This is a genomic window from Parahaemophilus parainfluenzae (genome assembly GCF_001053575.1).
Taxonomy (GTDB): domain Bacteria; phylum Pseudomonadota; class Gammaproteobacteria; order Enterobacterales; family Pasteurellaceae; genus Haemophilus_D; species Haemophilus_D parainfluenzae_S.
In genome coordinates this window covers 172,285-197,734 of the sequence record NZ_JVSL01000017.1, presented here as the reverse complement: position 1 = coordinate 197,734, position 25,450 = coordinate 172,285, and the positions used below count along the sequence as shown (strand labels likewise).

The window sequence follows — 25,450 nt, the reverse complement described above, 5'->3', positions numbered from 1 at the left end:
ACTTCTTGATAGGTTTAAGCAACTAAGATTTGATGAAGTGGCACGTCCCACGCTTCTGTTGGAAGCTGTTCGACTTGCTGACATTGATGAGCTAATCCCACTGGGATAAAAGAAGACTTCTGCCAATGTTGTAAGGTGCGATCATAAAAACCACCACCCATACCTAGACGATTTCCTTGTTTGTCAAACGCGACGAGTGGCGTAAAAAGAATATCTAATTCCTCTAAAGGCAATACGCTCTGAACATTGAGTTTGGGCTCCCAAATGCCAAATTTATTTTTCAGCATTGGTGTATCTGGCAAATAACGTAAAAACAAAAGGTGATTCGGATTGAAAGGGTGTAATACCGGCAAATAAGCCTGTTTGCCTTGCGCCCAAAGGGTTTTAATAAGTTTATCTGTGGAGATTTCACCATCAAAGGAAACATACAAGGCAATATGCTGCGCATTTCGTTCTTCAATTAATGCAAGCGCTTGTTGAGTGATGGAATCTTCCGCCTGTTGTTGCTGAAGTGCGGTCAAATTTGCTCGTGTTTTACGAATTTGTTGACGGAGTTGATTGCGAAGCGCTTGCTGTGTTGATTTCATTCGATTAGAAAGAATGGATTTTAAAGGAAGGTCCCAGAGTGCCGCTACGAGTAGTAGTCCTTGAACCCGACGGTCCAAGGAAACCGGTAAGGCCATTTTTAGGTTTCTTTAGTCCAATGACAAAGTCAAAGGTCAAGCCTACACACCAATGGCGGGAAACCGATTTATAAAGTTCTAAGTATCGGCTCAGGGACATAACCCATCCACGAACACCCCAGGAAATCTTTTAAATTTATACTAGCTCAATTTGATTGGTTTGACTAGCCTTTATTTGAATAATTTTGCTTATTCAAGCACGTCCCACAAGGGACGGGATTATTTTTTAACCGGTTGAATTAAATCAGACTCTTCCGGTTTTTTCACGTCCGCAAATTGTTTATCTTTATTCGCATCGATGACTTGTTGAGTTTGACTCGCTAATTGTTGTAAACCCATTTTTTCATAGGCTTCTTTCATTAAGAATAAACCTTCGTAAGTCGCTTTGGCATCTGGATATTGTTGTAGCATACCCACTACACGGTTTGATACCGCTACCCATGCATCACGTTTTGCATAGAATTTCGCAATTTCTAATTCATGACGAGCTAATGAATCTTTGATGTATGCCATACGTGCTACTGCATCTTGTGAATATGGGCTATTTGGGAACGCACGCACTAAGCTTTGGAAGTTTGAAAACGCCGTTTTCATTGAAGTTGTTTCACGCGTTGCACGATCGATACCAAAGAAGTCTTGAATCATGTTATCGGCCGTTGCTAAGTTAGTTAAACCCGCCATATACACTGCATAGTCACGGTTTGGACTTTGTGGGAATTGGTGTAAGTAGTTATCTACGGTTACCAACGTTGCGGTGTAATCTTGCGTTTTATAGTTTGCATAAATTAAATCAAGCATTGCTTGCTCTTGATAAGTACTACCAGGGAAACGCTCTGTTGCTGCTTTTAAATAACGAATCGAGTCAGAATAGCTTCCTTCTTGCAATGCTGCCGCCCCTTTTGCATAAAGATCATCAACAGAAGCTTGTTCCACTTCTTTATTACCACTGCTACAAGCTGCAATCGCGAATGAGGTCAATGCAATAAGTGCAAGAGATTTTATTTTACGCATTCTTTTTTCCTTAATTTTTACGAAAATCAATAAATAAGTTACAATTAACGAATATTGTATAGAACATTACACAATAAGCCAACTTTTTAAATTTTTAGATGGATTTTTTATGCCACAAATTACCTTAACGGCTGAAATTCAGCCCGAACAAATGGGACAGCGTTTAGACCAAACCCTCGCAGAGTTGTTCCCAGAATATTCCCGTTCGCGTTTAAAAACCTGGATTGAAGCAAAACAGGTAAAAATGAACGGTGAAATTGCCGATATTCCACGTGCAAAAGTTTATGGCGGAGAGCAAATTGAAATTTCGGTAGAAGTAGAAGATGAAAACCGTTTTGAGCCACAAAATATTCCACTTAATATCGTTTATGAAGATGACGATATTATCGTGATTAACAAACCTAAAGATCTCGTGGTTCACCCAGGTGCGGGCAATCCGGATGGCACGGTACTTAACGCGCTACTCTATCACTATCCACCTATTGCCGAAGTACCGCGCGCAGGAATTGTGCATCGTTTAGATAAAGACACAACAGGTCTCATGGTTGTTGCTAAAACCATCCCCGCACAAACTAAGCTCGTGCGTGACTTACAAAAACGTAAAATCACTCGGGAATACGAAGCTGTTGCAAGTGGCATTATGACCAAAAGTGGCACAGTAGATCAGCCAATGGCTCGCCACGCAACAAAACGCACATTGATGGCGGTTCACCCAATGGGTAAACCGGCTGTGACGCACTACCGCATTATGGAAAACTTCCGTAATTACACGCGTCTACGCTTACGTTTAGAAACGGGTCGAACTCATCAAATTCGTGTGCACATGGCACATATCGCACACCCATTGTTAGGTGATCAAACTTATGGTGGTCGTCCTCGCCCTCCTAAAAATGCCAGCGAAACCTTCAATGAGGTTCTGCGTAATTTTAAACGCCAAGCTTTACATGCGGTTATGTTGCGTTTAGCTCACCCAATTACAGGTGAAATGATGGAATGGTATGCCCCATTGCCAGATGACTTTGTTGAATTACTGCATGCCTTAAAAGCGGATTACCTCGAACACAAAGACGAATTGGATTATTAAGATGAGAACCATTGCTCCAAACTGGACTGTTCCGCCACATATTCAAGCTTTTACAACCACAAGAGAAGGTGGCGTAAGCTTGCCGCCTTTCGAGAGTTTCAATTTAGGCGATCATGTCGAAGATGATAAAAGTGCGGTCAAAACTAACCGCACTTTATTGGTCGAAAAATTTAATCTGCCACACTTTCCGTTATTTTTAACCCAAACACACAGTACTCGTGTAATCACGGTGCCTTATGAGGGCAATAATTTAGAGGCTGATGCAGTTTACACCAATCACCCTAACCAAGTCTGTTTGGTGATGACGGCTGATTGCTTGCCGGTTTTATTCACCAATAAACAAGGCAATGAAGTAGCTGCCGCCCATGCTGGCTGGCGCGGACTCTGTGATGGGGTGTTAGAAGAAACGGTGAAATGTTTCCAATCTGCCCCCGAAGAGATTATTGCTTGGTTTGGGCCGGCTATTGGCCCCAATGCATTCCAGGTAGGTAAAGAAGTGATTGAGCAATTTATGGCTTTTGATCCAATTGCAGAAACGGCTTTTCGACCAGATCCGAATGAAGCAGGAAAATACCTCGGCAACCTTTATCAAATCGCCACACAACGCCTCAATAAATTAGGTATTACCCAAATTTACGGCGGTGAACATTGCACATTCACAGAAAAAGAGACCTTCTTTTCCTATCGTCGAGATGGCAAAACAGGTCGAATGGCGAGTCTGATTTGGATAAAAAAATAAACTCATAAATACAACAAACCGCACCTTAAAGTGCGGTTTATTTTTGGCTTATTCTGAATAGTTTTCGAACCAACTTTCTAAAATCAAGCAAGCAGAAATCCCATCGACTTTGCCTTTATTGAGAGCGCGATAACCGCCACGCTGGAAAATTTCATCGCGTGCAGAAACCGTCGTTAAGCGCTCATCTTGCAGTTCTACTTTAATACCGAAACGACCATTTAAGCGATTGGCAAATTTTTTCGCACGAAGTGTTAAATCTTGCTCGGTACCATCCATATTTAAAGGCAATCCCACCACAATAACATCAGGCTTCCAATCCTTTAAACATTTTTCAATGGCATCCCAGTTTGGAATCCCATCTTGCGCTTTAAATGCGGGCAAGGCTTGCGCTGTACCCGTGATACTTTGCCCGACCGCACAACCGATACTTTTTGTGCCAAAATCAAACGCGATTGCCGTGATGCCCATTAACTATGCCCTACTTGTGAAAAGACAAAATTATGAGGATTAATCCCTAATAATTGATTCGCGGCAGGATAACGATCTTCATAAATAGTTTCAAATAAAATGGTGTCTGAAGCAGGTGCAACTAACCACGCATTATCTGCAATCTCTTGTTCAAGCTGCCTTGCTGTCCAACTTGCACAACCGAGAGCCACAAGATATTTCTCAGGCGCATCCGATGAACCAAAGGTTTCCACAATATCTGCTGACGTGGTGAGATACATCCCATCAGTAATTTTATAACTATGCTCAAATTCTTTCGCTGTTTTCTTATGCAAAATAAAACCACGCTCGGAATGTACAGGTCCACCCACAAGTACAAGTTCATTGCTAAAAGTGCGGTCATTTTTCATCATAAAATTCATTTTTGAATATAGCTCTGCAATGCTTAAATCGGTGGGCTGATTAATCACTAAGCCCATCGAACCTTGCTCATTATGCTCGCACATATACACCACGGTATTTTGGAAATAATCCTCCAACTGTGGCATCGCAATTAAAAATTGCCCTTGTAAATCCATCATTATCCCAAATCTCCAAAACAAATTTGTAACGCACTAATGGCTGCTAAAGAAGCCGTTTCTGTGCGTAGCACACGCTTTCCTAATAAAATTTCAGTAAATCCTTGTTGTTCAGTTTGAGCAATTTCTTGAGGTGATAAACCACCTTCTGAACCAATAAGCAAACGAACACCTTCTTTTGGAATGGAAGGCAAGGTTTTAATAGAATATTGGGCTCTTGGGTGTAAATTCAATTTCAGCGCACCATCATTTTCTGCACACCAATCTTGTAATTTCATTAATGGACGGATTTCTGGTACGACATTACGGCCACATTGTTCACAAGCGGCAATAGCAATTTTTTGCCATTGCTGGATTTTCTTATCCATGCGTTCGCCATCCAACTTCACCCCACAGCGTTCCGACCATAATGGTGTAATCACATTCACGCCCAACTCTACGGACTTTTGAATGGTAAATTCCATTCGATCGCCACGTGAAATAACCTGCCCTAAATGAATCGATAAATTCGACTCTTTATCACTCAATTCACAACCAAGAATGTCCACCTTAACGGCTTTTTTGCTCGCTTCAATAATTTTTGCTGGATAAATATGATTACTTCCATCAAATAATTCAATTTGCTCACCTTCAGTCATACGAAGTACACGTCCTACGTGATTAGCCGCATCCTCTGAAAGTTGGCAAGTAGATTGATTTTTAAGGGATTCTGGATGATAAATTCTTGGAATACGCATAATATTGAGTCTTTGATATAAGGAAAAAGTGCGGTCATTTTCAACCGCACTTTTAATATTATTCTGTTGCTAAATCTTTTGGCAAGCTTTCTAAAATGGCTCGCCAGTAGGCGGAAGTCACTTGCTTATGTTTACGAATACATTCCACCACTAAATCGGATTGACCTCTTTCACAAATATCACGCAATTCTACATAAAAATCATGTGTCACTTGGCGATGTTTTTCATCACTAAAGAATAGCAAACCAATTTTATGATAAACCCCACGCAAGCTATTGAAAATTAAACGATAAAAAGGTTTATTAGCCATTACTGTAAATTGACGGAATAAGGCATAGTCAAACTCCATGTAACTTTCAGCGGTGTTTTCTAATGAATCTAGCCCTTTAAACAAAGCAACCGAGGCTTTAGGCGAATTTTTTATGGCTTCATAAATATAAGATTCAGACATACGACTACGCAACGAAAGCATATTTTCAATGATTAATGGCGCACTTTGACGATCTAAAGTAATTAAGGTTTCAATAATGCTTGGACCAGCTGTATCCCAAATATTATTGACTTTTGTTGGCTTGCCGTGTTGAATGGTAAGCCAGCCATCACGAGCCAAACGCTGCAATACTTCGCGTAACGTGGTGCGTGTTACACCAATTTTATCAGCTAAATCACGCTCAGAAGGAAGATTGGTGCCTGCGGGAAATACATTATCCCAAATACTTCTAACAATATATTCTTCGGCAAGAGCGGCTGGGCTTTGAGCCCGTAAAAGGGTATTATCTGTTTGCATGAGTATGAAATAAATATAAAAAAATCTAAAAAGATCAAAAAAATGTGATTTATTCAATAAATCTTCAACTGGTCTATTATCCTTTAAAGCAGTATATATTACAATGACAGGACTATAAAAAAACGGAGTTCGATATGACTTACACACAAGCATTCATGAAAAACTTTCTGGGCGCAAGTCCAGATTGGTATAAATTAACCATTATTGCCTTCTTGGTAATTAACCCGATTTTATTCTTTTTTGTTAGTCCATTTTTTGCAGGCTGGCTACTCGTTGCAGAGTTTATTTTCACGCTAGCCATGGCATTAAAATGCTACCCTCTTCAACCAGGTGGTTTATTAGCATTTGAAGCCATTGCCATTGGCATGACGAATGCCGAACACGTTAAAGCGGAGATCGTGGCAAACTTTGAAGTGGTTTTACTTTTAATCTTCATGGTCGCCGGCATTTATTTTATGAAGCAACTTTTGCTTTATGTCTTCACCAAATTATTAGTGCGTATCCGTTCTAAAATCGTTCTATCTTTAGCATTCTGTTTTAGTGCAGCATTTCTTTCAGCTTTCTTAGATGCACTAACTGTTGTGGCTGTAATCATCAGTGTTGCCATGGGTTTCTATGGGGTTTATCACAAAGTCGCATCAGGTAAAACACTACAAGATGCGGTTGATATTTCCGATGATAACAAAATTAAAAATCACGAAACTCTCGAAAAATTCCGCTCTTTCTTACGTAGCTTAATGATGCATGCTGGTGTCGGTACTGCACTCGGTGGTGTAATGACCATGGTGGGTGAACCACAAAACTTAATCATTGCAGAACAAGCCAAATGGAATTTCATTGAATTTTTCTTCCGTATGGCTCCTGTGACAGTCCCTGTATTTATCTGCGGATTACTCACTTGTATTTTAGTCGAAAAATTTAAATTATTCGGTTATGGTGAAAAACTACCGGAAGAAGTATGGCAAGTCTTAGCGGATTTAGATCGTGAAAACGCACAAAAAATGTCTAAACAAGATAAGATTCGTCTTTCTGTCCAAGCGGTTATCGCGGTTTGGTTGATCTTAGGTTTAGCCTTCCACTTAGCGGCTGTAGGCATGATTGGTTTAAGTGTGATTATCCTTGCAACAACCTTTACTGGTGTAACTGATGAACACGCTATTGGTAAAGCATTCCAAGAAAGTTTACCTTTCACGGCATTATTAGTCGTATTTTTCTCTGTCGTTGCGGTGATTATCGATCAAAAACTCTTTGCGCCAATTATTCACTTTGTATTAAGTTCTGAAGAGAAAACACAGTTAGCATTATTCTACTGTTTCAACGGTTTACTGTCTGCGATTTCTGATAACGTATTCGTAGCAACAGTTTATATCAATGAAGCGAAACATGCCCTTGCGACAGGCGCAATTGCACCGCACCAATTTGAATTACTTGCGGTAGCAATCAATACAGGTACAAACTTACCTTCTGTCGCTACACCAAATGGTCAAGCAGCATTCTTGTTCTTATTAACATCATCGCTTGCACCGTTAATTAAACTTTCTTATGGTAGAATGGTCTACATGGCATTGCCTTACACTATCATATTAACGCTAGTTGGTTTCCTTGCAATCGAATTTATCCTACCAGGAATGACGATTTGGCTTGCAAACCTTGGCTTAATTCTTCCAATTTAATGAAGCATAAGGAGAAAGAATGCTCGACTTTTTTAAGCAATTATCCCTTAAACGTTCAGCGTGGATCTTTTTGGCATTTTCCGCATTTGCCTTAGAATCGACCGCACTTTACTTTCAATACGGCATGGGTTTACAACCTTGCGTACTTTGTGTTTACGAACGTTTAGCTATGGTAGGGTTATTTATTGCTGGTTTTATCGGCGCCTTAGCCCCTAGTTCGCTTATTGTCCGCATACTTGCTCTTATTATGGGTTTATTTAGTGCAATCAAAGGATTAATGATTTCCATTCGTCATCTTGATTTACAAATGAACCCTGCGCCATGGAAACAATGTGAATTTATACCAAACTTTCCAGAAACGTTACCATTCCATAAATGGCTACCTGCGGTGTTCAATCCAACAGGTAGCTGTAATGAAAGCCAATGGTCACTTTTCGGCATCACGATGGTGCAATGGTTGGTATTTATTTTCGCTGTCTATATCATTGTGTTGGGATTAATTACACTTTCACAAGTGAAGAAAAGTCGAAATCGACGTCTCATTTTTAAGTAGTCTAATCGCATACTAAAAAGCCTAGAGATATTCTCTAGGCTTTTTTATTACTGAAAGTCATTCTGTACTCAACATTATTCAAGAAAGAAATACCAATAAGGCATTAAGATCAACCAAATAAAGGCACTGAGAATAACAACAAATTTAAAACTGAAGTGTTTGGTTTTATGACGAAAGCGTTTCATCCCGCAATAAACACCAATAAAACCACCAAGCAGGCTTAATAGAAAGAAAGTATTTTCAGAAATTCGCCAGCCATGACGAACCGCGCGGACTTTGTCTTTCCACATTAAAAAATAAGCGGCGATATTCACCGCCGCTAACATCACAAATAAAAGCTGAATCAGCATTATGCGTAAACTGGAAGACGTTTGCAGATTGCCAATACTTTTTCTTTGGTTGCTGCAATCACTTGTTCTTCGTTTTCTTTGCCTAATGCATCTAATACATCACACATCCAGCTGGCTAACTCACGACAGTCTTGTTCATTAAAACCACGACGAGTCACTGCTGGTGTACCGACACGAATACCAGAGGTCACAAATGGTTTTTGTGGGTCATTTGGTACTGAGTTTTTATTCACCGTGATATTCGCTTTACCTAACGCAGCATCAGCCGCTTTACCGGTTAAGCCTTGTTTGATGAAGCTCACTAAGAATAAATGGTTTTCTGTGCCGTTTGAAACCACGTCATAACCACGTTGTTTAAACACTTCTACCATTGCTTTCGCATTTTTAATCACGTTTGCTTGGTATTCTTTATAAGCTGGTTCTAACGCTTCTTTGAAACATACTGCTTTCGCCGCAATAATGTGAACTAATGGACCACCTTGGTTTGCAGGGAAAACAGAAGATTGTAAGCGTTTATAAAGCTCTTCATCACCGCAAGAAGAAAGGATTAAACCACCACGTGGACCACCTAAGGTTTTATGGGTAGTTGTTGTGACAACATGTGCATATGGTAATGGGTTTGGATATAAACCTGCTGCGATTAAACCTGCAACGTGCGCCATATCCACAAATAAATATGCGCCCACTTCATCGGCGATTTCACGCATTTTTTTCCAATCTACTACTTGAGAATAAGCAGAGAAACCTGCCACGATCATTTTTGGTTTATGTTCTAATGCTTTTTGACGCACATCTTCATAGTCAATTAAACCATCAGCAGTGATACCATAAAGTACAGAATTATAGATTTTACCGGAGAAGCTCACTTTCGCCCCGTGGGTTAAGTGACCACCGTGTGCTAAATCCATCCCTAAAATGGTATCGCCCGCATTGATTAATGCACCATATACCGCCGCATTAGCTTGTGAACCAGAATGTGGTTGTACGTTTACATAATCCGCACCAAACAACTCTTTAGCACGATCAATCGCTAACTGCTCTACAATGTCTGCGTACTCACAACCGCCGTAGTAACGTTTACCTGGGTAGCCTTCAGCATACTTGTTAGTAAACTGTGAACCTTGCGCTTCCATTACGCGTGGGCTCGCATAGTTTTCAGATGCGATAAGCTCGATATGCTCTTCTTGACGACGATTTTCGCCCTGAATGGCTTGCCATAGAACCGGATCGTAATCAGCGATGTTCATACTTTTTTTAAACATTGTGTTTTCCTCGTTGTTTGAATTATTTGTGTATAGTTTACCTGTTTCCAAGTAAAAACTTAATCAAAAATTTCGATCATATTTTTCATTATTACAATGAAAAACATTCATTTATCTAAATCGAGCCTTTTTCTTTCACTAACTTTTCAATTAGTTTAACTTCTTTTGTTTTCTCACCAGCTTCCAGTTTACGGCATTGGCTGGTTTCTTTCGTATAGGTATTAAAATTTGTCATCCTTGTTGGGCTTTTCATTTTAATCTTCATCTCCAAATGATTACCGCAGCTATTACAAGGTGAAACAAATTCCTTATCTAATTCTTTAAATTCTGGAGATTGTTCAATAATTTTCGCGACTTGTGGTGAATGCGCTGTTTTAAATAGACGATCCGTAAAGTCATAACTTAACTTGCCATCATTCGCCTGCCATTTGGCTTTAGCTTGCAATAAATAACGCATCCAGCCTTCTTTTGTATCAATCTGAGAGATACCACGCATCAGCACAGTTTGATCCGCTCGATAAGTGACATAATCAAAATGCTCAACAGGTAAAGGGGATTTGGCTGCAGGTTTTACATGGCAAATCCAATCGCCGACTAAGGCTTTTTCCTGTTCTGTTTGTTGATGTGCCGTTGCACATCCCGATAACAATACTGCGACAAGACTACTTAATACTAATTTTCTCATCATAATTCTCCTTTTATTAATCAGATATCCGCTCCTAAAAATAAAGTGCGGTTGAAATCGTATTTGTTTTTCTTAATCGTGCCTATTTCTTCACAAACCACTTATTTAATAACTGAATGTCCTTGTCATTCTCGGTGACTCGTCGACAGGTCGCATAATCCTTACCGAGAATAAGTTGATTGCCATTTTTTTTCAGTTCAATTGGCATATCCGTATGATTAGCTGATTTACTATAAAATGCTGCCAACTCTTCTTTTTCTTGTTTTTGTAAAGCTTTATTTTGCTTGATGACTTTAGCCACATTTTTACTATGAGCCGGCACCATAGCACGATCGATAAAATCGAAACTCAAGACATTATTTTGAGCCTGCCATTTCACCTTACCTTTGGTTAAATAACGAATTGTGCTCTCTCTATCTAATTCAATGCTAGAAATGCCTCGCAATAGCCCGGTTCCATCAGATTTCAAAACAAAATGATCTAAACGATCATAAGTTTGTTTATCTTTCGTCGGGATCGTATGACAAATCCACTCGCCATCTAACGTTGAGCTTTTTGAAACGCTTGAAGCCCCGGCACAACCTGTTAATAATACTGCGACGATACTACCCAATATTAACTTTCTCATAAGATACTCCTTTTATTGACTGTAGGGATAACATTCATCACTACAAAGTAGGGAAAATTTTGTTTAATCTGGAATACGCAAAAGGCGGCAGTTGCATAAATCATCACTTTCAAATTCTGATATTTCACCTGCAACCTTATTTGGAATCGGGAATAAACGCACAGTTAGCGGTTTATTTAAGCGAAATGCCATCGTCCCCGTATCACGCATAATCGCCGCGATGCTTTCAGCCTTAGCATTTCCCTCCACTGGGACTGTGTCTAAACCGATACCACATACAGCGCTATAAGTCAGTAAAGATCGAATATCGAAATAGTGTTTTTGTGTCCCTTCGGCTAAACCTAAATCTTCTGTCACCGCCAACATTAATCCGGAAAACCCAACCAATGGTACACGTTGGATTGATTTAAACACTTTTGTCAGTAAGGCTGAAACCTCTACTGAACCAGCTGCACCAAAATAGGGCAATCCCATTAATTCATACACTTTTGTCATGGATACACAATTTTTCGATGGTGCAGCCGAACTATCAATGCCTGCAAATTCAAATTTGCCCGATAATTTGACCGCACTTAGCATCTCTAATACTTGATCTACATGATATTGCAGAGCCTGAGACATCGCTCGATAACAATCCGCGTAAAATTCATTATGAGACGATTTTGGTACAGATTTTAATACTTCGACTAATAAATCTGGTGTTTCTAACCCAATGACAAAACTATTTGGTAAATGACTTAGATGATAACCGGCGGGGAAATAAGGAATAAATGGCTTGCAGTTAAAATTCACCGTAAAGTTAAAATTACCTTCGCCACGTGGGGTAATATTGGCAATTCGTTGTACCGCATAAACAGATTGCTCGATAAGTTCATTATCTAACACGCCATTTTCATCTAATGGCACATTAACACAAGCATTACACAAGTCGCCATAAGCTGCGATTAACTCTGGCAATAACGCGATTTCCTCTTTATTTCTCGCCGCACCTATCGCAAATCGAAGACGAATGCCACTTTCATTAAACTTATTCAGTAACTCTGTTAAATACTGCAAATCTGCTTTTGCTGTTTGCAAATTGGTTAAATCCAAATATTCACCAAAAGGATTGGTAATGACTCGAATCGATTGCAAGGTATAACCAGCTTTCTGCACAGCAGGCAATAACAAATCCACATCACGTTTCACCGAATAAAGGGCGTCTTCCCATTGCGTTTTATCTTTATGTAACGTCAGAAAAAAACTTATGGTACGAAGACGACATAATTCCTTATTTTTATAATCCATTCGAGCCCTTACCATTAAAGTAGTTAATTTTTATTGTTCACGAGCGACGGCACGATGACCAATATCTCGACGATAAAAACGTCCAGTCCATTGAATTTGCTCAGCGAGTTTTAAGGCTTTTTGTTGTGCTTCAAATACGCTTTCGCCTAACGCAGTAACACAAAGCACACGACCGCCGTTCGTGACTAACTTACCTTCTTGTTCTGCAACACCCGCTAAGAAAACTTTCTCATTTTCGACCACACTTTGTGGCAAACCGGTGATTTCATCGCCCTTGCGATAATCGCCTGGATACCCCTCTGCAGCTAACACAATACCTAAGGACGCTTTTGGATTCCATTGGGATTTCACTTCATCCAATTTTCCCTCGCAAGCTTTAAGGCAAAGCTCAACGAGATCTGATTCAAGGCGTAGCATAATCGGTTGCGTTTCCGGATCACCAAAACGACAGTTAAATTCAATTACTTTCGGCTGACCATTTGGCATGATCATTAATCCGGCATACAAGAAACCTGTGTAAACATTGCCTTCCGCAGCCATGCCATTGACCGTTGGATAAATCACTTCACGCATAATGCGATCATGAATTTCTGGTGTTACCACTGGCGCAGGTGAATAAGCCCCCATACCGCCAGTATTTAAGCCTGTATCATTTTCACCCACGCGTTTATGATCTTGACTAGTTGCCATAGGTTCGACGTTTTTACCATCTACCATGACAATAAAACTTGCTTCTTCGCCATCTAGAAACTCTTCAATCACTACTCGGTTACCCGCTTCGCCAAAGGCATTGCCAGAAAGCATATCACGTACAGCCTCTTCCGCTTCTTGCAATGTCATTGCAACAATTACGCCTTTGCCCGCCGCCAAACCATCCGCTTTTACGACAATTGGCGCACCTTTCTCACGCAAGTACGCTAACGCAGGCTCAACTTCGGTAAAGTTTTGATATTCTGCCGTTGGGATTTTATGACGAGCGAGGAAATCTTTGGTAAATGCTTTTGAACCTTCCAATTGTGCAGCCGCTTGAGTTGGACCAAAAATTTTTAATCCTGCAGCCCGAAATGCATCGACTACCCCAATTACTAATGGGGCTTCAGGGCCAACAATGGTTAATCCAATTTGTTTATCTTGAGCAAATTTCACTAAAGCAGGGATATCTGTTGCAGCAATATTCACGTTTTCTACTTTGTGTTCTAATGCTGTCCCCGCATTGCCCGGTGCGACGAAAACTTTGTCTGCCAATGGAGATTGCGCTGCTTTCCATGCTAAGGCGTGTTCACGACCGCCATTTCCGATGATGAGGATGTTCATGTTATAGTCCTTGCGTATGCCTAATTTAAAAAAGTGCGGCTATTTTTTCCTGTAATTCCCCCCTCTTTTGTAAAGAGGGGGCTAGGGGGAGATTTAAACGATATTGAATTTAGTATGAGCTTGAAATCACTTCTGCCAAATCTCCCCTTCCCCTCTTTGCTAAAGAGGGGGATAGTTAGATAAATTAATGTCTAAAATGACGCATTCCAGTTAATACCATCACCATATTATGTTCATCCGCTGCATCGATGACTTCTTGATCGCGCATTGAACCACCTGGATGGATAACACATTGAATTCCCACTTTCGCCGCTGCATCAATACCGTCACGGAATGGGAAGAATGCATCAGATGCCATCACACAACCGGCTACAGTTAAACCTTCATCCTGTGCCTTAATCCCTGCAATCTTCGCAGAATATACACGGCTCATTTGGCCAGCACCGATGCCGATAGTTTGATTATCTTTAGCATAAACAATGGCATTTGATTTCACAAATTTCGCCACTTTCCAGCAGAACAATAAGTCTTTTAGTTCTTGTTCAGTTGGCTGACGTTTACTTACCACTTTTAAATCATCCACACCAACCATGCCTAAATCCGCATCTTGTACTAATAAACCGCCGTTTACACGTTTAAAATCTAGACGTTCAGAACATGAAGTCCATTCACCACATTCAAGTAAACGAACATTTTTCTTACGTTTCACCACTTCTTGCGCTTCAGCTGATACTTTCGGCGCAATAATCACTTCAACAAATTGGCGCTCCACGATTTCAGTCGCTGTTTTTTCGTCTAATTCACGGTTGAAAGCAATAATGCCGCCAAATGCAGAAGTTGGATCGGTTTGGTAAGCACGGTTATAAGCTTCTAAAATATCTTTGCCTAAAGCCACACCGCATGGATTCGCATGTTTAACGATCACGCAAGCCGGCTCATCAAATTCTTTCACGCATTCAAGTGCTGCATCAGTGTCAGCAATATTATTGTAAGACAAGGCTTTACCTTGTAATTGATGAGCGGTGGCTACGCTCGCTTCTTTCACATTTAAATCAACGTAGAAAGCCGCATTTTGATGGGAGTTCTCGCCGTAACGCATAGTTTGTTTACGAACGAAGTTAAGGTTTAAAGTACGTGGGAATTGACCGCACTTCGCATTCGCGTCTTCTTCCTCTGCTACATGATATGGTTTCACCATTTGTCCAAAATAGTTGGCAATCATAGAATCATATTGAGCGGTATGTTCAAATGCTTTAATCGCAAGGTCAAAACGAGTTTCAAGTGTTAGGCTGTTGTTGTGTTTATCCATTTCAGCAAGAATATTGTTAAAATCATGATTATTCACCACGATCGCCACATCTTTATGGTTTTTCGCTGCAGAACGCACCATGGTTGGTCCACCAATATCGATATTTTCTACTGCGTCTTCTAACGTACAATTTGGCTTCGCTACTGTTGCGGCAAATGGATATAAATTCACAACGACCATATCAATGCCTTCTATGCCATGTTGCTGCATGATAGCGTCATCTGTACCACGACGACCAAGAATACCGCCATGTACTTTTGGATGTAAGGTTTTCACACGACCGTCCATCATTTCTGGGAATCCCGTATAATCAGACACTTCTGTCACCGGTAAACCATGTTGCTCCAATAATTTTGCGGTACCGCCTGTGGAAAGTAGTTTTACACCACGCTGTACTAAGCCTTGAGCAAATTCTACGATACCGGTTTTATCAGAAACACTCAGTAAAGCCTGACGAATTGGACGATCTGTCATTACATTTTCCTTTCATTAAATGGTTAAAAATAAGCGGGGGGAATTATAGCGCAAACGTTTGCGTTTATGTAGAAAAAATTTTTCTGGTAAGCGCACTTAAAAGTGCGGTGATTTATTTAAACGATTTTAAAAATAAAAAAGCCCGCGAAATGCGAGCAATAAATGAATGAGATAATTGATTAACGTTTGCGATTGTCTAGAGAAAATGCACCAGCACCAGCAAACACAAAATAGAAGAACACGAGAGAGTAAAGTAAAGCAAGTTCACCACCGTTCGCGATTGGGAAGAATAAATTCCCTTTACCTGCAGCGTGCATAAAGAAATACGCATAAGCCATTTGACCTGAAAGAATAAATGCCGCTGGGCGAACAAATAAACCTAAAATTAATAGGATTGAGCCGACAATCTCAATTACCCCACCGACAATCATCAGTGGATCGCCCACTGCGCCGTTACCGCCCGTCATTGAAATTGGGAATTCCCAGAATTTCGCTGTGCCGTGTAAGATAAACATATACGCGGCGACGATACGTAATAAAGCTAAAACATACGGAGAGTATTTTTCTAAGTTTTTCATAAAGTTTTCCTAATAAAAATAAAAAGTGATTTGAGAACGGGGTGTATATTAATGATTAACTCAAAGCCAAACAATACCTCAAATCGAAAAGGACTTTTTACTATTAGGAAATAATTTTATGCTTTACTGATTTTCTCAATCCATTGTAAAAACTCAACTGGTGGCATGAATCCGTTAACACGACTCCCCTCAATTTCTTTTCCATCTCGGTTAAAGAACAAAATAGTCGGTAAACCTAACACTTTATATTTTGCCATTAAAGCGCGGTTTTCTTCGGAGTTTTTTGTCATATCAACCTGAAGGAGCAGCATGTCACCAAAGGCTTTTTGTACACTTTGATCACTGAATGTTTCTTTTTCAAACTCTTTACAAGCGACACACCAATCCGCATAAAGATCGAGCATTACAAGCGATTTGTTATTTTCTGACAGTGCTTGTTGTAATTCAGCTTCACTTTTCACTTTCTTAAATTCAACATGAGAAACCGCTTTATTTTCGAGCGCACTTGGTATTGAGTTTTCACCCCAAACCCAAGCTTGAAGCGGTTTAACACTAATCATTGCTGCCACTAAAAAGAGAATTCGGAATACCCAACCTGTGCCATTTTTCGGCATTTGGAAAGCAAACCAGATGAAAAATGCGGTACCGAGCATCGCCCATAATCTTGGTGTCCATTCATCCGGCAAAATACGAGAAATTAAGAATACTGGTAACGCGAGCATCACAAAGCCAAAGAGCTTTTTAACGGTTTCCATCCACATGCCTGATTTAGGCAAGATTTTATTCCCAAATAAAGTGATTAAAATCAGCGGTACGCCCATACCCAACGCGAGCAAATAAAGCGTGAGCGCACCCGTAAATAAATCACCACTCTGCGCCACATAAAGCAAGGCGCCAGAAAGCGGTGCTGACGTACAAGGCGAAGCCACAAGCCCTGCAATCATCCCCATTAAGAACACGCCACCAAAGGCACCAGCTTTTTGCTGTTGGCTAAGTAAAGACAGTTTTGTTTGTAAGGAGCTTGGAAGCTGTAAAGTGAATACACCGAACATCGATAACGCTAACAAGACAAAGATGATTGATAAGCCAATCATCACGTAAGGATGTTGCAACGCCACTTGGAATGGCAAACCAATTGCAGCGACAATTAAGCCTAATAAGGTATAAGTCAGCGCCATTCCCTGCACATACACAAAACTTAATGCGAAAGCGCGCCACATATTAGGGCGTTGATTTTGACCAATCACTATCGCTGAAAGCAACGGCAGCATTGGCAACACACAAGGGGTAAAAGCCAAACCTAAGCCCAATAAGAAAAAGCCAAATACGGCATATTTGCTATTAAATAAGCTTTCCGCTAAACGATCTTGCTCTGCTTTAGGTTGTGCGGAAAGTGCGGTCGATTTTTCCGATGTTTTTTCAGTATTAGCGATCTGTGCAACTGGCAAATCCGCCACTTTGATTTCTTTCACTTCAGGCGGATAACAAAAGCCCGATGTACAACCTTGGTAAGCAATTTCAACCACATCTTCGGCTTTTAATGGCGGATGGCTTGCTTTAAAAATAGCTTGCACGGGCTTTTTAAAAATCTTCATTAAGCCAAAATAAGGATCGTTATAATCTTCAGGTGAAATAGAAAATGTCGGCACATCAAATGATGAGGTTTCCTCTTGGTTGAGCTTCACGGATATTTTTTCTTGATAGAGATAATACCCTTCTGCTATCGACCAATTGACGATCACATTTTCTTGATTCTCGCTTTTCGCAGCTGAAAATTGAAAAGCGTCATCCACAGGTAAGAAAGCCGGTTTCTTATCAAAAAGACCGGCTTGAGTGGAAAGAGCGGTAAAAATAAAAAATAAAAAAAGAAGAATTCGCTTCATCATAAAGTTCCAACTATTGTTCCTACTAAAATTCTAGCATAGTTCAAAAGAATGTTAATAATTTATGACTTAGATCATAAAATTAAATGTAATTTAAACAATGACCGCACTTTTCTGTTGTTACAGCAATGTTACAATTATAGAATATGCCCATAACAAAGAATAACAAGGAGCAACGAATGGCTACCCCAAAAATTCTCATCGTGGAAGATGAAGCGGTAACCCGTAATACGTTAAAAGGAATTTTTGAAGCTGAGGGCTATGAGGTATTACAAGCACAAGATGGTGCGGAAATGTATCGTCAGTTAAACTCAGAAACGGTCAATCTCATCGTATTAGATATCAACTTACCTGGTAAAAATGGTTTATTACTGGGGCGTGAATTACGTGAGAAAGCTGCAATTCCATTAATCTTCCTCACGGGACGAGATAACGAGGTCGATAAAATTTTAGGCTTGGAAATTGGGGCAGATGATTATCTCACTAAGCCATTTAACCCAAGAGAGCTCACCATTCGTGCGAGAAATTTATTACATCGTACCATGACACTAAATGGCAAAGAACCCCATTTACAACGTGAGAACTATCGTTTTAATGGGTGGACGCTGGATTTAAATAGCCACAATTTAATCACACCTGAAGGCGTTGAATTTAAACTGCCTCGTAGTGAATTCCGTGCCATGTTGCATTTCTGCGAAAACCCTGGCAAATTGCAAACTCGTGAAGAATTATTGCTAAAAATGACAGGACGTGAATTAAAACCACAAGATCGTACTGTGGATGTGACAATTCGTCGCATTCGAAAACATTTTGAAGATCATCCTAATACCCCAGAAATCATTGCTACCGTGCATGGTGAAGGCTATCGTTTCTGTGGTGAATTAGAAGAATAATCTATCATTTAGTAATAAAAGGCTGAGTCAAATCAGCCTTTTGTTTTTTGCTATCCACGGCGAGATTCGGTAAAATCAACACCAATTTAAGATTAATGAACAACGGATAATAATGACCAAGAAGAAAGTCAAAGTCGGCTCCAATACCATTGCGTTAAATAAACGAGCTCGACACGAATATTTTATTGAAGATGAAATTGAAGCCGGCCTTGAATTACAAGGTTGGGAAGTGAAATCAATGCGCGCAGGTAAAGCCAATATCAGCGACAGCTATATCATTTTTAAAAACGGGGAAGCCTATTTATTTGGTGCGACCATTCAACCATTAAGCTTGGCTTCTACTCACGTGGTTTGCGATCCGACGCGTACACGTAAGCTTTTATTGAATAAACGTGAACTGGATAATCTTTTCGGTAAATCAAGCCGTGATGGTTTTACCATTGTTGCCCTTTCTCTTTATTGGAAAGGCCCTTGGGCAAAGATCAAAATCGGCCTTGCGAAAGGTAAAAAACAACATGATAAACGTGATGATATTAAAGAGCGTGAATGGAAAGTGGCGAAAGAGCGTATTATGAAAAACGCGCACCGTGGATAACTCCCCCTCCAAACAGACAAAATGCCTTTCAACCGAAAGGCATTTTTCTTTTTCTCAATATGAAAAAAATTCTCATGATTATGAATAAAATTATATTGATAATCATTCTCTTTTGAATTAGTATCTTCGCCCAATTCTTTTCGTTATATAAGGAGCTCTAATGAAAAAAGGCATTCACCCTGAAAATTATCGTACCGTTTTATTTTATGATTCTAACGCGAAACAAGGCTTTCTGATCCGTTCTTGTGCTAAAACTAACAACACCATGAAATGGGAAGATGGTAATGAATACCCTGTATTTATGTGTGATACTTCATCTGCTTCCCACCCGTTTTATACTGGTAAAACTCGTCAAATTGGTAACGAAGGTCGTGCAAGTGAATTTGCAAGCCGTTACGGTAAATTTGGCGCATTTAAATCAAAATAGGAATATTCAATGAAAGTATTATCTTCACTCAAAAGCGCAAAAAACCGTCCTGGCTGCAAAATTGTTCGTCGCCACGGTGTCGTTTATGTCATTTCGAAAACCAACCCTCGCTTTAAAGCGCGTCAAGGTGGGAAAAAGAAAGGTTAACCCCAATAAAAAAAGAGCGGTCAAATTTCCGCTCTTTTTTCATTTAGGCATTAAGGTTTGTAAATAAATTCAACGCCTTCTTCATCTTCTTCGTCCCAATCATCCCAGTCGTCATCTTCATCATCAAATTGATGTTCAGCGAGTTGTTCTTGATGGTAATCTTCCCATTTGAATTTCACTTCTTCTGGTTTATTTTCTTCTACTTCAACGTCACGCGGATTTGCTTCAATGAAATCCATAATATCACGACAAAGTGGTGGCACATTTTTACCGGTTGCGGCGGAAATAAGGTGATAGCCTTCTTCCCAACCAAGACGTTCGGTAATCTCTTGAGCACGTTCATGCGCCTCTTCTTCTGTCATCGTATCAATTTTATTGAAGACTAACCAACGTGGTTTATCTGCCAATTTTTCGCTATATTGGAATAATTCTGACTCGATGATCGCAATATTATCTGCCGGATCGGATTCATCAATTGGGTTAATATCTACTAAATGAATTAACACACGACAACGTTCTAAGTGTTTTAAGAAACGAATCCCTAAACCCGCACCATCCGATGCACCTTCAATCAATCCAGGAATATCTGCCACTACAAAGCTATGGCTCTCATCCACTTTCACTACACCTAAACTTGGCACTAAAGTGGTAAATGGATAATCAGCGACTTTTGGTTTTGCAGCTGAAACGGCACGAATAAAGGTAGATTTACCCGCATTCGGTAAACCTAACATCCCGACATCCGCAAGAAGCATTAATTCTAATAATAAATCGCGTTTTTCACCTGGTGTCCCCATGGTTTTTTGGCGAGGCGCACGGTTCACTGAAGATTTGAAACGTGTATTACCTAAACCATGATAACCACCTTTCGCCACTAACATTTTGGCGCCATGCTTTGTTAAATCGCCAAGTACTTCTTTAGTGTCATTATCAATTGCACGCGTTCCCACTGGCACACGTAACGTAATATCTTTACCGCGACGACCAGTACAATCTGAACTATGGCCATTCTCACCGCGTTCTGCGGCAAAACGTTTCGTAAAACGATAATCGATCAAGGTATTTAAGTTTTCGTCTGCAACCAAATAAACATCACCGCCATCACCGCCATCACCGCCATCAGGGCCACCTTTTGGGATAAATTTTTCACGGCGGAAACTTACACAACCGTTTCCACCATCCCCTGCTTCCACACGAATCAGGGCTTCATCAATAAATTTCATAAAAACTCTCCAATATTTAACCGCACTTTACTTTGATTGCGGTAATAACTTATGTCCGATTGCCGACAAAATTGCTCCGCATACTACAACAAACGCCCCGATATAGCTAATCATATTTAATTCTGGCGCGGCAAAATTATCAGGGCTCGCATAATGCGCAAGATGAGCAAAGAAAATTGTAAATAGTGGTACTAAGGTAATCACAACGCTTACTTTAGAAACTTCCCAACGATTAAGGGCTTCAGCATAAGCGCCATAGCCAAATAAGGTATTTAAGCAACAATAAACTAAACAACCGAATGCTAACGGGCTGAGCTCTCTCACTTGGGAAAATTTAGCAACAGGCGTAAATACCAAAAGACAACCGAAATAAATCATTAATAAAATTTGTGGTGAACTAAAACGGCGAAGCATTAATTTCTGTGCCATACCATAAGCAACCCAAATTAACGAGCCCGCTAGACTTAATAATACACCCGTTAAATAGCGACTTTCCCCTTGAAACCCATCTAGCTTATCATTGAAGAAAAGCACTAATCCTACAAGTAATAAGGCTAAACCTATTTTTTGGTGTAATCCGAGCTTTTCTTTAAAGACAAAAAGACCACAAATCAACATGCCAAAAGAGGAAAAGTGAATAAAAATTTGAGCCGAAGAAGGATCGATAAACTTAAGTGAGCTATTAAATAAGAAGAAGTTACCAGACAACCCTATGACGCCAATTACTACCAACCAAATAAATTGACCGCCTTTCAAAAATTGTGGCAATTTTTTCTTATAAGCAAGCAAAATAAAGAGTGCTAGAAATGCCACAATAAAGCGATACCACACGATCGTTTGTGGCGTCATCACGGATAAAACCTGTTTTAACGCAATAGGTAAAGATCCCCATGCCATCGCTGTAATTAAGGCAAATAGAAATCCTAGAAGAGGTTGTTGTTTCATGATGTCTTCCTTTATTTGGCTAAAGCACAGCTAGGAATTCAGGTAAATTTCATTCTAAGAAATATTGAAGAGAATGAATGACAGTGCCAAGATAACAGATTTGATTAATGATTGTACAGGTAAGAAAACAAAGAAAACGCCCCACAGATAATGCGGGGCGTTTATCAAATCGATGTAAAATTATTCAGTTACAATACTTACGTATTTACGGCTTTTCTCGCCTTTCACTTCAAATTTTACTTTACCGTCAGCGGTAGCAAATAAGGTGTGGTCACGACCCATACCTACGTTGTTACCTGCGTGGAATTTAGTACCACGTTGACGTACAATGATGCTACCTGCTAATACAGATTCGCCACCGAAACGTTTAACACCAAGGCGTTTAGCTTCAGAATCACGACCGTTACGAGTTGAACCACCAGCTTTTTTAGTTGCCATCTACTTGATCTCCTCTGAAATTATGCTTGAATCCCAGTGATTTTCACTTCTGTGAACCACTGACGATGACCTTGTTGTTTACGGCTGTGTTTACGACGACGGAACTTAACGATTTTAACTTTATCGCCACGACCTTGTGCCACAACTTCAGCCACTACTTTCGCGCCAGCTACTACTGGTGCACCAATTTTAACATCTTCACCATTAACGACCATCAACACTGAGTCGAACTCAACTGTTGCGCCAGTTGCAAGTTCAAGTTTTTCTAAACGAACTACTTGACCTTCGCTCACACGGTGTTGTTTACCGCCACTTTGGAAAACTGCGTACATAAATACTCCGCTATAATTGTGCTTCTCCGTTACTATTTTCGGTCCGCACTTCAAAATTCATATAAATAGGTCGCAAATTCTACGGAAAAAACAACTCGATCGCAAGCACTTATTTGCAATAAAATAAAAAAAAGCGCTTTTCCTCGAGTTTAATTTCAGAAACCTTGAAAAATCGGGTAAAATTCACCGCACTTTTCTTTTATATACACAACCATCGAACCAAATGAAGATGAACAAACAAGATTTAATGGATATGCATGCAATCCAAGCATTAACCGATGCGGATATGCAGAAAGTCAACCAAGCTATTTTAGCACAAATTAACTCAGACGTGCCGATGGTTAATCAGCTTGGTTTTTATATTGTACAAGGTGGCGGAAAACGTATTCGACCACTTATTGCGGTCTTAGCGGCGCGTGCATTAGGCTACGAAAGCGATAAAGTAGCAACTTGTGCGACCTTTGTAGAATTTATTCACACTGCTTCTTTATTACATGATGATGTGGTAGATGAATCGGATATGCGTCGTGGTCGCGCAACGGCAAACTCTGCCTTTGGTAATGCGGCTAGCGTATTAGTAGGAGACTTCATTTATACGCGTGCATTCCAATTAGTGGCGCAGTTACAATCGCTAGATATTCTTCGCATTATGGCTGACGCCACCAACGTGTTGGCGGAAGGTGAAGTTCAACAATTAATGAACGTGAATGATCCGGATACCACCGAAGAAAGCTATATGCGTGTGATTTATAGTAAAACGGCACGCTTATTTGAGGTGGCGGCACAATCTGTTGCAATTGTTGCAGGTGCTGAAAAATCAATTGAAACCGCATTTCAAGAATATGGTCGCTATCTTGGTACCGCATTCCAATTAGTGGATGACGTGCTAGATTACAGCGCAAACGCTGCAGCATTAGGCAAAAATGTGGGTGACGACCTCGCCGAAGGTAAACCTACTCTTCCTTTATTACACGCAATGCGTCATGGTAATCCACAACAAGCCGCACTTATTCGCGAAGCCATTGAACAAGGCGGAAAACGTGATGCGATCGATGACGTACTTGCAATTATGGCAGAACATAAATCCCTCGATTACGCGATGGATCGCGCGAAACAAGAAGCCCAAAAAGCAGTCGATGCCATTGCCTTATTACCTGAAAGCAAATACAAAAAAGCCTTAATTTCACTGGCTTATCTATCGGTAGACCGAACTTATTAATATGACTGAAGAACAAATTCAACCGCAAAGTGCGGTCGATTCTCAACCTAAATTTCAAAAACCACGTAAACAAAAAGTGCGCAAGGATCCCAATGCGCCTTTTATTCGTGAAAAACTCGAATTACCTGAAGGGCATAATAAGCTACTTCTCCACTCTTGCTGCGCGCCTTGTTCGGGTGAAGTGATGGAAGCCATTTTGGCCTCAGGTATTGAGTTTACGATTTATTTTTACAACCCGAATATTCATCCATTAAAAGAATATTTAATTCGTAAAGAAGAAAACATCCGCTTTGCCCAAAAATTCGGAATTCCGTTTATTGATGCAGACTACGATCGCCAACAATGGTTTGATCGCGCAAAAGGTATGGAATGGGAACCTGAACGTGGCATTCGCTGTACCATGTGTTTTGATATGCGTTTTGAAAAAGCCGCTGAATATGCTCATGAAAATGGTTTCCCTGTATTTACTAGCTGCCTTGGTATTTCTCGCTGGAAAGACATGGATCAAATTAATGGTTGTGGTCACCGTGCGGCTGAAAAATATGATGATGTGATTTATTGGGATTACAACTGGCGTAAAGCAGGTGGATCGCAACGCATGATCGAAATCAGTAAACGCGAACGTTTTTATCAGCAAGAATATTGTGGCTGTGTTTATTCTTTACGAGATAGCAATAAATGGCGTGAAGAAACAGGGCGGCAAAAAATTGAAATTGGTAAACTCTATTACACGCCAGATTAAAAAACGCATAAAAAAAGAACCGCACTTTCAACATGCGGTTCTTTTTTTATTTAATCTACGATGGAACGCCCACCTAATGCATTCTCTAAAGAATGATCTAACTGCTGAATTCGCGTACATAACACGTTTTCAATCTGGGCATTTTTATTCTTTTCTTGGGTTAATTCAAAACTTAAATTCAAGGCAACAATAGAAAGCACTCGGTCTAATTGCAATAAACCTGTACGCTCTTTCATTTCAGACACTTGAAGATCTAAATTACGCGCTGCTTGACGCAAAATCTCTTCTTGTTCTGCAGGGACATTCAAGCGCAGCACTTGCCCTAATACAACAACTTCAACCAGTTTTAATGACATGTTATTCCCTTATGTTGAATGCTCAAGTAAGCCTATTATGCCACAGCCAAATGCCTTCGTCATACTTTTTA

At 40.2% G+C, this 25,450-nt stretch carries 30 protein-coding genes and 1 other RNA gene; 10 read left to right on the top strand and 21 right to left on the bottom strand.

Annotated features, from left to right (window positions below; all coding sequences use genetic code 11):
* Positions 1-14: 14 nt before the first annotated feature.
* The 3 genes from AC979_RS03050 to AC979_RS03045 form a co-directional block, all read right to left on the bottom strand.
* Entirely contained in the window at positions 15-587 is a 573-nt protein-coding gene (locus AC979_RS03050) for a 5-formyltetrahydrofolate cyclo-ligase (RefSeq protein WP_049372922.1), read from the bottom strand.
* Positions 588-613: 26 nt separating this feature from the next.
* A non-coding RNA gene (gene ssrS, locus AC979_RS10135) (6S RNA) lies at positions 614-811 on the bottom strand.
* Positions 812-902: 91 nt separating this feature from the next.
* The gene (locus tag AC979_RS03045; RefSeq protein WP_005700035.1) at positions 903-1,694 is read right to left on the bottom strand and encodes an outer membrane protein assembly factor BamD; all 792 of its coding nucleotides are present in this window, start codon (positions 1,692-1,694) and stop codon (positions 903-905) included.
* Positions 1,695-1,803: 109 nt separating this feature from the next.
* Between AC979_RS03045 and rluD the strand changes: the two genes are divergently transcribed.
* Together rluD and pgeF are read left to right on the top strand one after the other, a co-directional pair.
* Positions 1,804-2,778, top strand: a complete 975-nt coding sequence (rluD, locus tag AC979_RS03040) for a 23S rRNA pseudouridine(1911/1915/1917) synthase RluD (RefSeq protein WP_049372815.1) — start codon at positions 1,804-1,806, stop codon at positions 2,776-2,778.
* Position 2,779: 1 nt separating this feature from the next.
* A complete protein-coding gene (gene pgeF / locus AC979_RS03035; RefSeq protein ID WP_049372814.1) occupies positions 2,780-3,517 on the top strand; it encodes a peptidoglycan editing factor PgeF in 738 nt (245 codons plus the stop codon).
* Between the two features lie 48 nt (positions 3,518-3,565).
* Here pgeF and ruvX read toward each other — a convergent pair whose 3' ends face one another.
* From ruvX to fadR, 4 genes are read right to left on the bottom strand one after another with little or no spacing between them, the layout of a single operon-like run.
* Complete coding sequence (ruvX, locus tag AC979_RS03030; RefSeq protein WP_014064097.1) at positions 3,566-3,985, bottom strand: Holliday junction resolvase RuvX; 420 nt, start codon at positions 3,983-3,985, stop codon at positions 3,566-3,568.
* Positions 3,985-4,545, bottom strand: a complete 561-nt coding sequence (locus tag AC979_RS03025; protein WP_049372813.1) for a YqgE/AlgH family protein — start codon at positions 4,543-4,545, stop codon at positions 3,985-3,987. Before AC979_RS03025 ends, ruvX begins: the two co-directional genes overlap by 1 nt.
* Complete coding sequence (rsmE, locus tag AC979_RS03020; RefSeq protein ID WP_049362330.1) at positions 4,545-5,279, bottom strand: 16S rRNA (uracil(1498)-N(3))-methyltransferase; 735 nt, start codon at positions 5,277-5,279, stop codon at positions 4,545-4,547. The genes AC979_RS03025 and rsmE overlap by 1 nt, the downstream gene beginning before the upstream one ends.
* Positions 5,280-5,337: 58 nt before the next feature.
* Positions 5,338-6,066 (bottom strand): fatty acid metabolism transcriptional regulator FadR, encoded by a 729-nt coding sequence (gene fadR, locus AC979_RS03015; RefSeq protein WP_049372812.1) that lies wholly within the window; start codon positions 6,064-6,066, stop codon positions 5,338-5,340.
* Positions 6,067-6,200: 134 nt separating this feature from the next.
* On the opposite strand from fadR, the gene nhaB reads away from it, so the two are divergent.
* Together nhaB and dsbB are read left to right on the top strand one after the other, a co-directional pair.
* Positions 6,201-7,739 (top strand): Na(+)/H(+) antiporter NhaB, encoded by a 1,539-nt coding sequence (nhaB, locus tag AC979_RS03010; protein WP_049372811.1) that lies wholly within the window; start codon positions 6,201-6,203, stop codon positions 7,737-7,739.
* Between the two features lie 19 nt (positions 7,740-7,758).
* Positions 7,759-8,292, top strand: a complete 534-nt coding sequence (gene dsbB / locus AC979_RS03005) for a disulfide bond formation protein DsbB (protein WP_049372810.1) — start codon at positions 7,759-7,761, stop codon at positions 8,290-8,292.
* A 74-nt stretch (positions 8,293-8,366) separates the two neighbouring features.
* Here the strand turns inward: dsbB and AC979_RS03000 are convergent, their stop codons facing one another.
* The 9 genes from AC979_RS03000 to AC979_RS02960 all read right to left on the bottom strand — a co-directional run bounded on the left by AC979_RS03000 (position 8,367) and on the right by AC979_RS02960 (position 18,062).
* A complete protein-coding gene (locus AC979_RS03000; RefSeq protein ID WP_049372809.1) occupies positions 8,367-8,642 on the bottom strand; it encodes a DUF1294 domain-containing protein in 276 nt (91 codons plus the stop codon).
* Positions 8,642-9,904, bottom strand: coding sequence for a serine hydroxymethyltransferase (gene glyA / locus AC979_RS02995; RefSeq protein ID WP_049372808.1), 1,263 nt, complete (start codon positions 9,902-9,904; stop codon positions 8,642-8,644). Before glyA ends, AC979_RS03000 begins: the two co-directional genes overlap by 1 nt.
* A 115-nt stretch (positions 9,905-10,019) precedes the next feature.
* A complete protein-coding gene (locus AC979_RS02990; RefSeq protein ID WP_239657829.1) occupies positions 10,020-10,592 on the bottom strand; it encodes a hypothetical protein in 573 nt (190 codons plus the stop codon).
* A gap of 79 nt (positions 10,593-10,671) precedes the next feature.
* Positions 10,672-11,217 carry a hypothetical protein gene (locus AC979_RS02985; protein WP_049372806.1) on the bottom strand — a complete coding sequence of 182 codons (546 nt, stop codon included), beginning with the start codon at positions 11,215-11,217 and terminating at the stop codon, positions 10,672-10,674.
* 63 nt (positions 11,218-11,280) lie between these two features.
* On the bottom strand, positions 11,281-12,504 hold the full coding sequence (locus AC979_RS02980; RefSeq protein WP_049372805.1) for a DUF711 family protein: 1,224 nt from the start codon (positions 12,502-12,504) through the stop codon (positions 11,281-11,283).
* Positions 12,505-12,534: 30 nt separating this feature from the next.
* Complete coding sequence (gene purD, locus AC979_RS02975) at positions 12,535-13,818, bottom strand: phosphoribosylamine--glycine ligase (RefSeq protein ID WP_049372804.1); 1,284 nt, start codon at positions 13,816-13,818, stop codon at positions 12,535-12,537.
* Between the two features lie 184 nt (positions 13,819-14,002).
* Positions 14,003-15,601 (bottom strand): bifunctional phosphoribosylaminoimidazolecarboxamide formyltransferase/IMP cyclohydrolase, encoded by a 1,599-nt coding sequence (gene purH, locus AC979_RS02970; protein ID WP_049372803.1) that lies wholly within the window; start codon positions 15,599-15,601, stop codon positions 14,003-14,005.
* A gap of 179 nt (positions 15,602-15,780) precedes the next feature.
* The gene (locus AC979_RS02965) at positions 15,781-16,179 is read right to left on the bottom strand and encodes a DoxX family protein (RefSeq protein ID WP_049372802.1); all 399 of its coding nucleotides are present in this window, start codon (positions 16,177-16,179) and stop codon (positions 15,781-15,783) included.
* Positions 16,180-16,295: 116 nt separating this feature from the next.
* Positions 16,296-18,062, bottom strand: a complete 1,767-nt coding sequence (locus AC979_RS02960) for a protein-disulfide reductase DsbD (RefSeq protein WP_049372801.1) — start codon at positions 18,060-18,062, stop codon at positions 16,296-16,298.
* A gap of 179 nt (positions 18,063-18,241) precedes the next feature.
* Here AC979_RS02960 and arcA point away from each other — a divergent pair, with 179 nt between their 5' ends.
* The 4 genes from arcA to ykgO all read left to right on the top strand — a co-directional run bounded on the left by arcA (position 18,242) and on the right by ykgO (position 20,124).
* The gene (arcA, locus tag AC979_RS02955; protein ID WP_049372800.1) at positions 18,242-18,955 is read left to right on the top strand and encodes a two-component system response regulator ArcA; all 714 of its coding nucleotides are present in this window, start codon (positions 18,242-18,244) and stop codon (positions 18,953-18,955) included.
* A gap of 112 nt (positions 18,956-19,067) precedes the next feature.
* On the top strand, positions 19,068-19,550 hold the full coding sequence (gene smpB / locus AC979_RS02950) for an SsrA-binding protein SmpB (RefSeq protein ID WP_014064114.1): 483 nt from the start codon (positions 19,068-19,070) through the stop codon (positions 19,548-19,550).
* Between the two features lie 160 nt (positions 19,551-19,710).
* Positions 19,711-19,977 (top strand): type B 50S ribosomal protein L31, encoded by a 267-nt coding sequence (locus AC979_RS02945; RefSeq protein ID WP_014064115.1) that lies wholly within the window; start codon positions 19,711-19,713, stop codon positions 19,975-19,977.
* Between the two features lie 9 nt (positions 19,978-19,986).
* A complete protein-coding gene (ykgO, locus tag AC979_RS02940) occupies positions 19,987-20,124 on the top strand; it encodes a type B 50S ribosomal protein L36 (protein WP_005695435.1) in 138 nt (45 codons plus the stop codon).
* 50 nt (positions 20,125-20,174) lie between these two features.
* Here the strand turns inward: ykgO and cgtA are convergent, their stop codons facing one another.
* The 4 genes from cgtA to rplU all read right to left on the bottom strand — a co-directional run bounded on the left by cgtA (position 20,175) and on the right by rplU (position 23,062).
* Entirely contained in the window at positions 20,175-21,347 is a 1,173-nt protein-coding gene (cgtA, locus tag AC979_RS02935) for an Obg family GTPase CgtA (RefSeq protein ID WP_049372799.1), read from the bottom strand.
* A gap of 27 nt (positions 21,348-21,374) precedes the next feature.
* Entirely contained in the window at positions 21,375-22,292 is a 918-nt protein-coding gene (locus tag AC979_RS02930; protein WP_049372798.1) for a DMT family transporter, read from the bottom strand.
* A gap of 180 nt (positions 22,293-22,472) precedes the next feature.
* Positions 22,473-22,730, bottom strand: coding sequence for a 50S ribosomal protein L27 (gene rpmA / locus AC979_RS02925; protein WP_005539872.1), 258 nt, complete (start codon positions 22,728-22,730; stop codon positions 22,473-22,475).
* 20 nt (positions 22,731-22,750) lie between these two features.
* Positions 22,751-23,062 (bottom strand): 50S ribosomal protein L21, encoded by a 312-nt coding sequence (gene rplU, locus AC979_RS02920; protein ID WP_005695431.1) that lies wholly within the window; start codon positions 23,060-23,062, stop codon positions 22,751-22,753.
* A gap of 229 nt (positions 23,063-23,291) precedes the next feature.
* Here rplU and ispB point away from each other — a divergent pair, with 229 nt between their 5' ends.
* Entirely contained in the window at positions 23,292-24,281 is a 990-nt protein-coding gene (ispB, locus tag AC979_RS02915) for an octaprenyl diphosphate synthase (RefSeq protein WP_049372797.1), read from the top strand.
* Between the two features lies 1 nt (position 24,282).
* Positions 24,283-25,023, top strand: a complete 741-nt coding sequence (locus AC979_RS02910) for an epoxyqueuosine reductase QueH (RefSeq protein ID WP_049372796.1) — start codon at positions 24,283-24,285, stop codon at positions 25,021-25,023.
* A 50-nt stretch (positions 25,024-25,073) separates the two neighbouring features.
* Here the strand turns inward: AC979_RS02910 and AC979_RS02905 are convergent, their stop codons facing one another.
* Positions 25,074-25,379: a cell division protein ZapA gene (locus AC979_RS02905; RefSeq protein WP_049372795.1), complete on the bottom strand. Its 306-nt coding sequence runs from the start codon at positions 25,377-25,379 to the stop codon at positions 25,074-25,076.
* Positions 25,380-25,450 lie beyond the last annotated feature (71 nt).

Excerpts from the sequence above, each read along its gene's own strand:
- AC979_RS03050 (WP_049372922.1), bottom strand. The coding sequence starts at position 587 with ATGAAATCAACACAGCAAGCGCTTCGCAATCAACTCCGTCAACAAATT.
- AC979_RS03045 (WP_005700035.1), bottom strand. The coding sequence starts at position 1,694 with ATGCGTAAAATAAAATCTCTTGCACTTATTGCATTGACCTCATTCGCG.
- rluD (WP_049372815.1), top strand. The coding sequence starts at position 1,804 with ATGCCACAAATTACCTTAACGGCTGAAATTCAGCCCGAACAAATGGGA.
- pgeF (WP_049372814.1), top strand. The coding sequence starts at position 2,780 with ATGAGAACCATTGCTCCAAACTGGACTGTTCCGCCACATATTCAAGCT.
- ruvX (WP_014064097.1), bottom strand. The coding sequence starts at position 3,985 with ATGGGCATCACGGCAATCGCGTTTGATTTTGGCACAAAAAGTATCGGT.
- AC979_RS03025 (WP_049372813.1), bottom strand. The coding sequence starts at position 4,545 with ATGATGGATTTACAAGGGCAATTTTTAATTGCGATGCCACAGTTGGAG.
- rsmE (WP_049362330.1), bottom strand. The coding sequence starts at position 5,279 with ATGCGTATTCCAAGAATTTATCATCCAGAATCCCTTAAAAATCAATCT.
- fadR (WP_049372812.1), bottom strand. The coding sequence starts at position 6,066 with ATGCAAACAGATAATACCCTTTTACGGGCTCAAAGCCCAGCCGCTCTT.
- nhaB (WP_049372811.1), top strand. The coding sequence starts at position 6,201 with ATGACTTACACACAAGCATTCATGAAAAACTTTCTGGGCGCAAGTCCA.
- dsbB (WP_049372810.1), top strand. The coding sequence starts at position 7,759 with ATGCTCGACTTTTTTAAGCAATTATCCCTTAAACGTTCAGCGTGGATC.
- AC979_RS03000 (WP_049372809.1), bottom strand. The coding sequence starts at position 8,642 with ATGCTGATTCAGCTTTTATTTGTGATGTTAGCGGCGGTGAATATCGCC.
- glyA (WP_049372808.1), bottom strand. The coding sequence starts at position 9,904 with ATGTTTAAAAAAAGTATGAACATCGCTGATTACGATCCGGTTCTATGG.
- AC979_RS02990 (WP_239657829.1), bottom strand. The coding sequence starts at position 10,592 with ATGATGAGAAAATTAGTATTAAGTAGTCTTGTCGCAGTATTGTTATCG.
- AC979_RS02985 (WP_049372806.1), bottom strand. The coding sequence starts at position 11,217 with ATGAGAAAGTTAATATTGGGTAGTATCGTCGCAGTATTATTAACAGGT.
- AC979_RS02980 (WP_049372805.1), bottom strand. The coding sequence starts at position 12,504 with ATGGATTATAAAAATAAGGAATTATGTCGTCTTCGTACCATAAGTTTT.
- purD (WP_049372804.1), bottom strand. The coding sequence starts at position 13,818 with ATGAACATCCTCATCATCGGAAATGGCGGTCGTGAACACGCCTTAGCA.
- purH (WP_049372803.1), bottom strand. The coding sequence starts at position 15,601 with ATGACAGATCGTCCAATTCGTCAGGCTTTACTGAGTGTTTCTGATAAA.
- AC979_RS02965 (WP_049372802.1), bottom strand. The coding sequence starts at position 16,179 with ATGAAAAACTTAGAAAAATACTCTCCGTATGTTTTAGCTTTATTACGT.
- AC979_RS02960 (WP_049372801.1), bottom strand. The coding sequence starts at position 18,062 with ATGAAGCGAATTCTTCTTTTTTTATTTTTTATTTTTACCGCTCTTTCC.
- arcA (WP_049372800.1), top strand. The coding sequence starts at position 18,242 with ATGGCTACCCCAAAAATTCTCATCGTGGAAGATGAAGCGGTAACCCGT.
- smpB (WP_014064114.1), top strand. The coding sequence starts at position 19,068 with ATGACCAAGAAGAAAGTCAAAGTCGGCTCCAATACCATTGCGTTAAAT.
- AC979_RS02945 (WP_014064115.1), top strand. The coding sequence starts at position 19,711 with ATGAAAAAAGGCATTCACCCTGAAAATTATCGTACCGTTTTATTTTAT.
- ykgO (WP_005695435.1), top strand. The coding sequence starts at position 19,987 with ATGAAAGTATTATCTTCACTCAAAAGCGCAAAAAACCGTCCTGGCTGC.
- cgtA (WP_049372799.1), bottom strand. The coding sequence starts at position 21,347 with ATGAAATTTATTGATGAAGCCCTGATTCGTGTGGAAGCAGGGGATGGT.
- AC979_RS02930 (WP_049372798.1), bottom strand. The coding sequence starts at position 22,292 with ATGAAACAACAACCTCTTCTAGGATTTCTATTTGCCTTAATTACAGCG.
- rpmA (WP_005539872.1), bottom strand. The coding sequence starts at position 22,730 with ATGGCAACTAAAAAAGCTGGTGGTTCAACTCGTAACGGTCGTGATTCT.
- rplU (WP_005695431.1), bottom strand. The coding sequence starts at position 23,062 with ATGTACGCAGTTTTCCAAAGTGGCGGTAAACAACACCGTGTGAGCGAA.
- ispB (WP_049372797.1), top strand. The coding sequence starts at position 23,292 with ATGAACAAACAAGATTTAATGGATATGCATGCAATCCAAGCATTAACC.
- AC979_RS02910 (WP_049372796.1), top strand. The coding sequence starts at position 24,283 with ATGACTGAAGAACAAATTCAACCGCAAAGTGCGGTCGATTCTCAACCT.
- AC979_RS02905 (WP_049372795.1), bottom strand. The coding sequence starts at position 25,379 with ATGTCATTAAAACTGGTTGAAGTTGTTGTATTAGGGCAAGTGCTGCGC.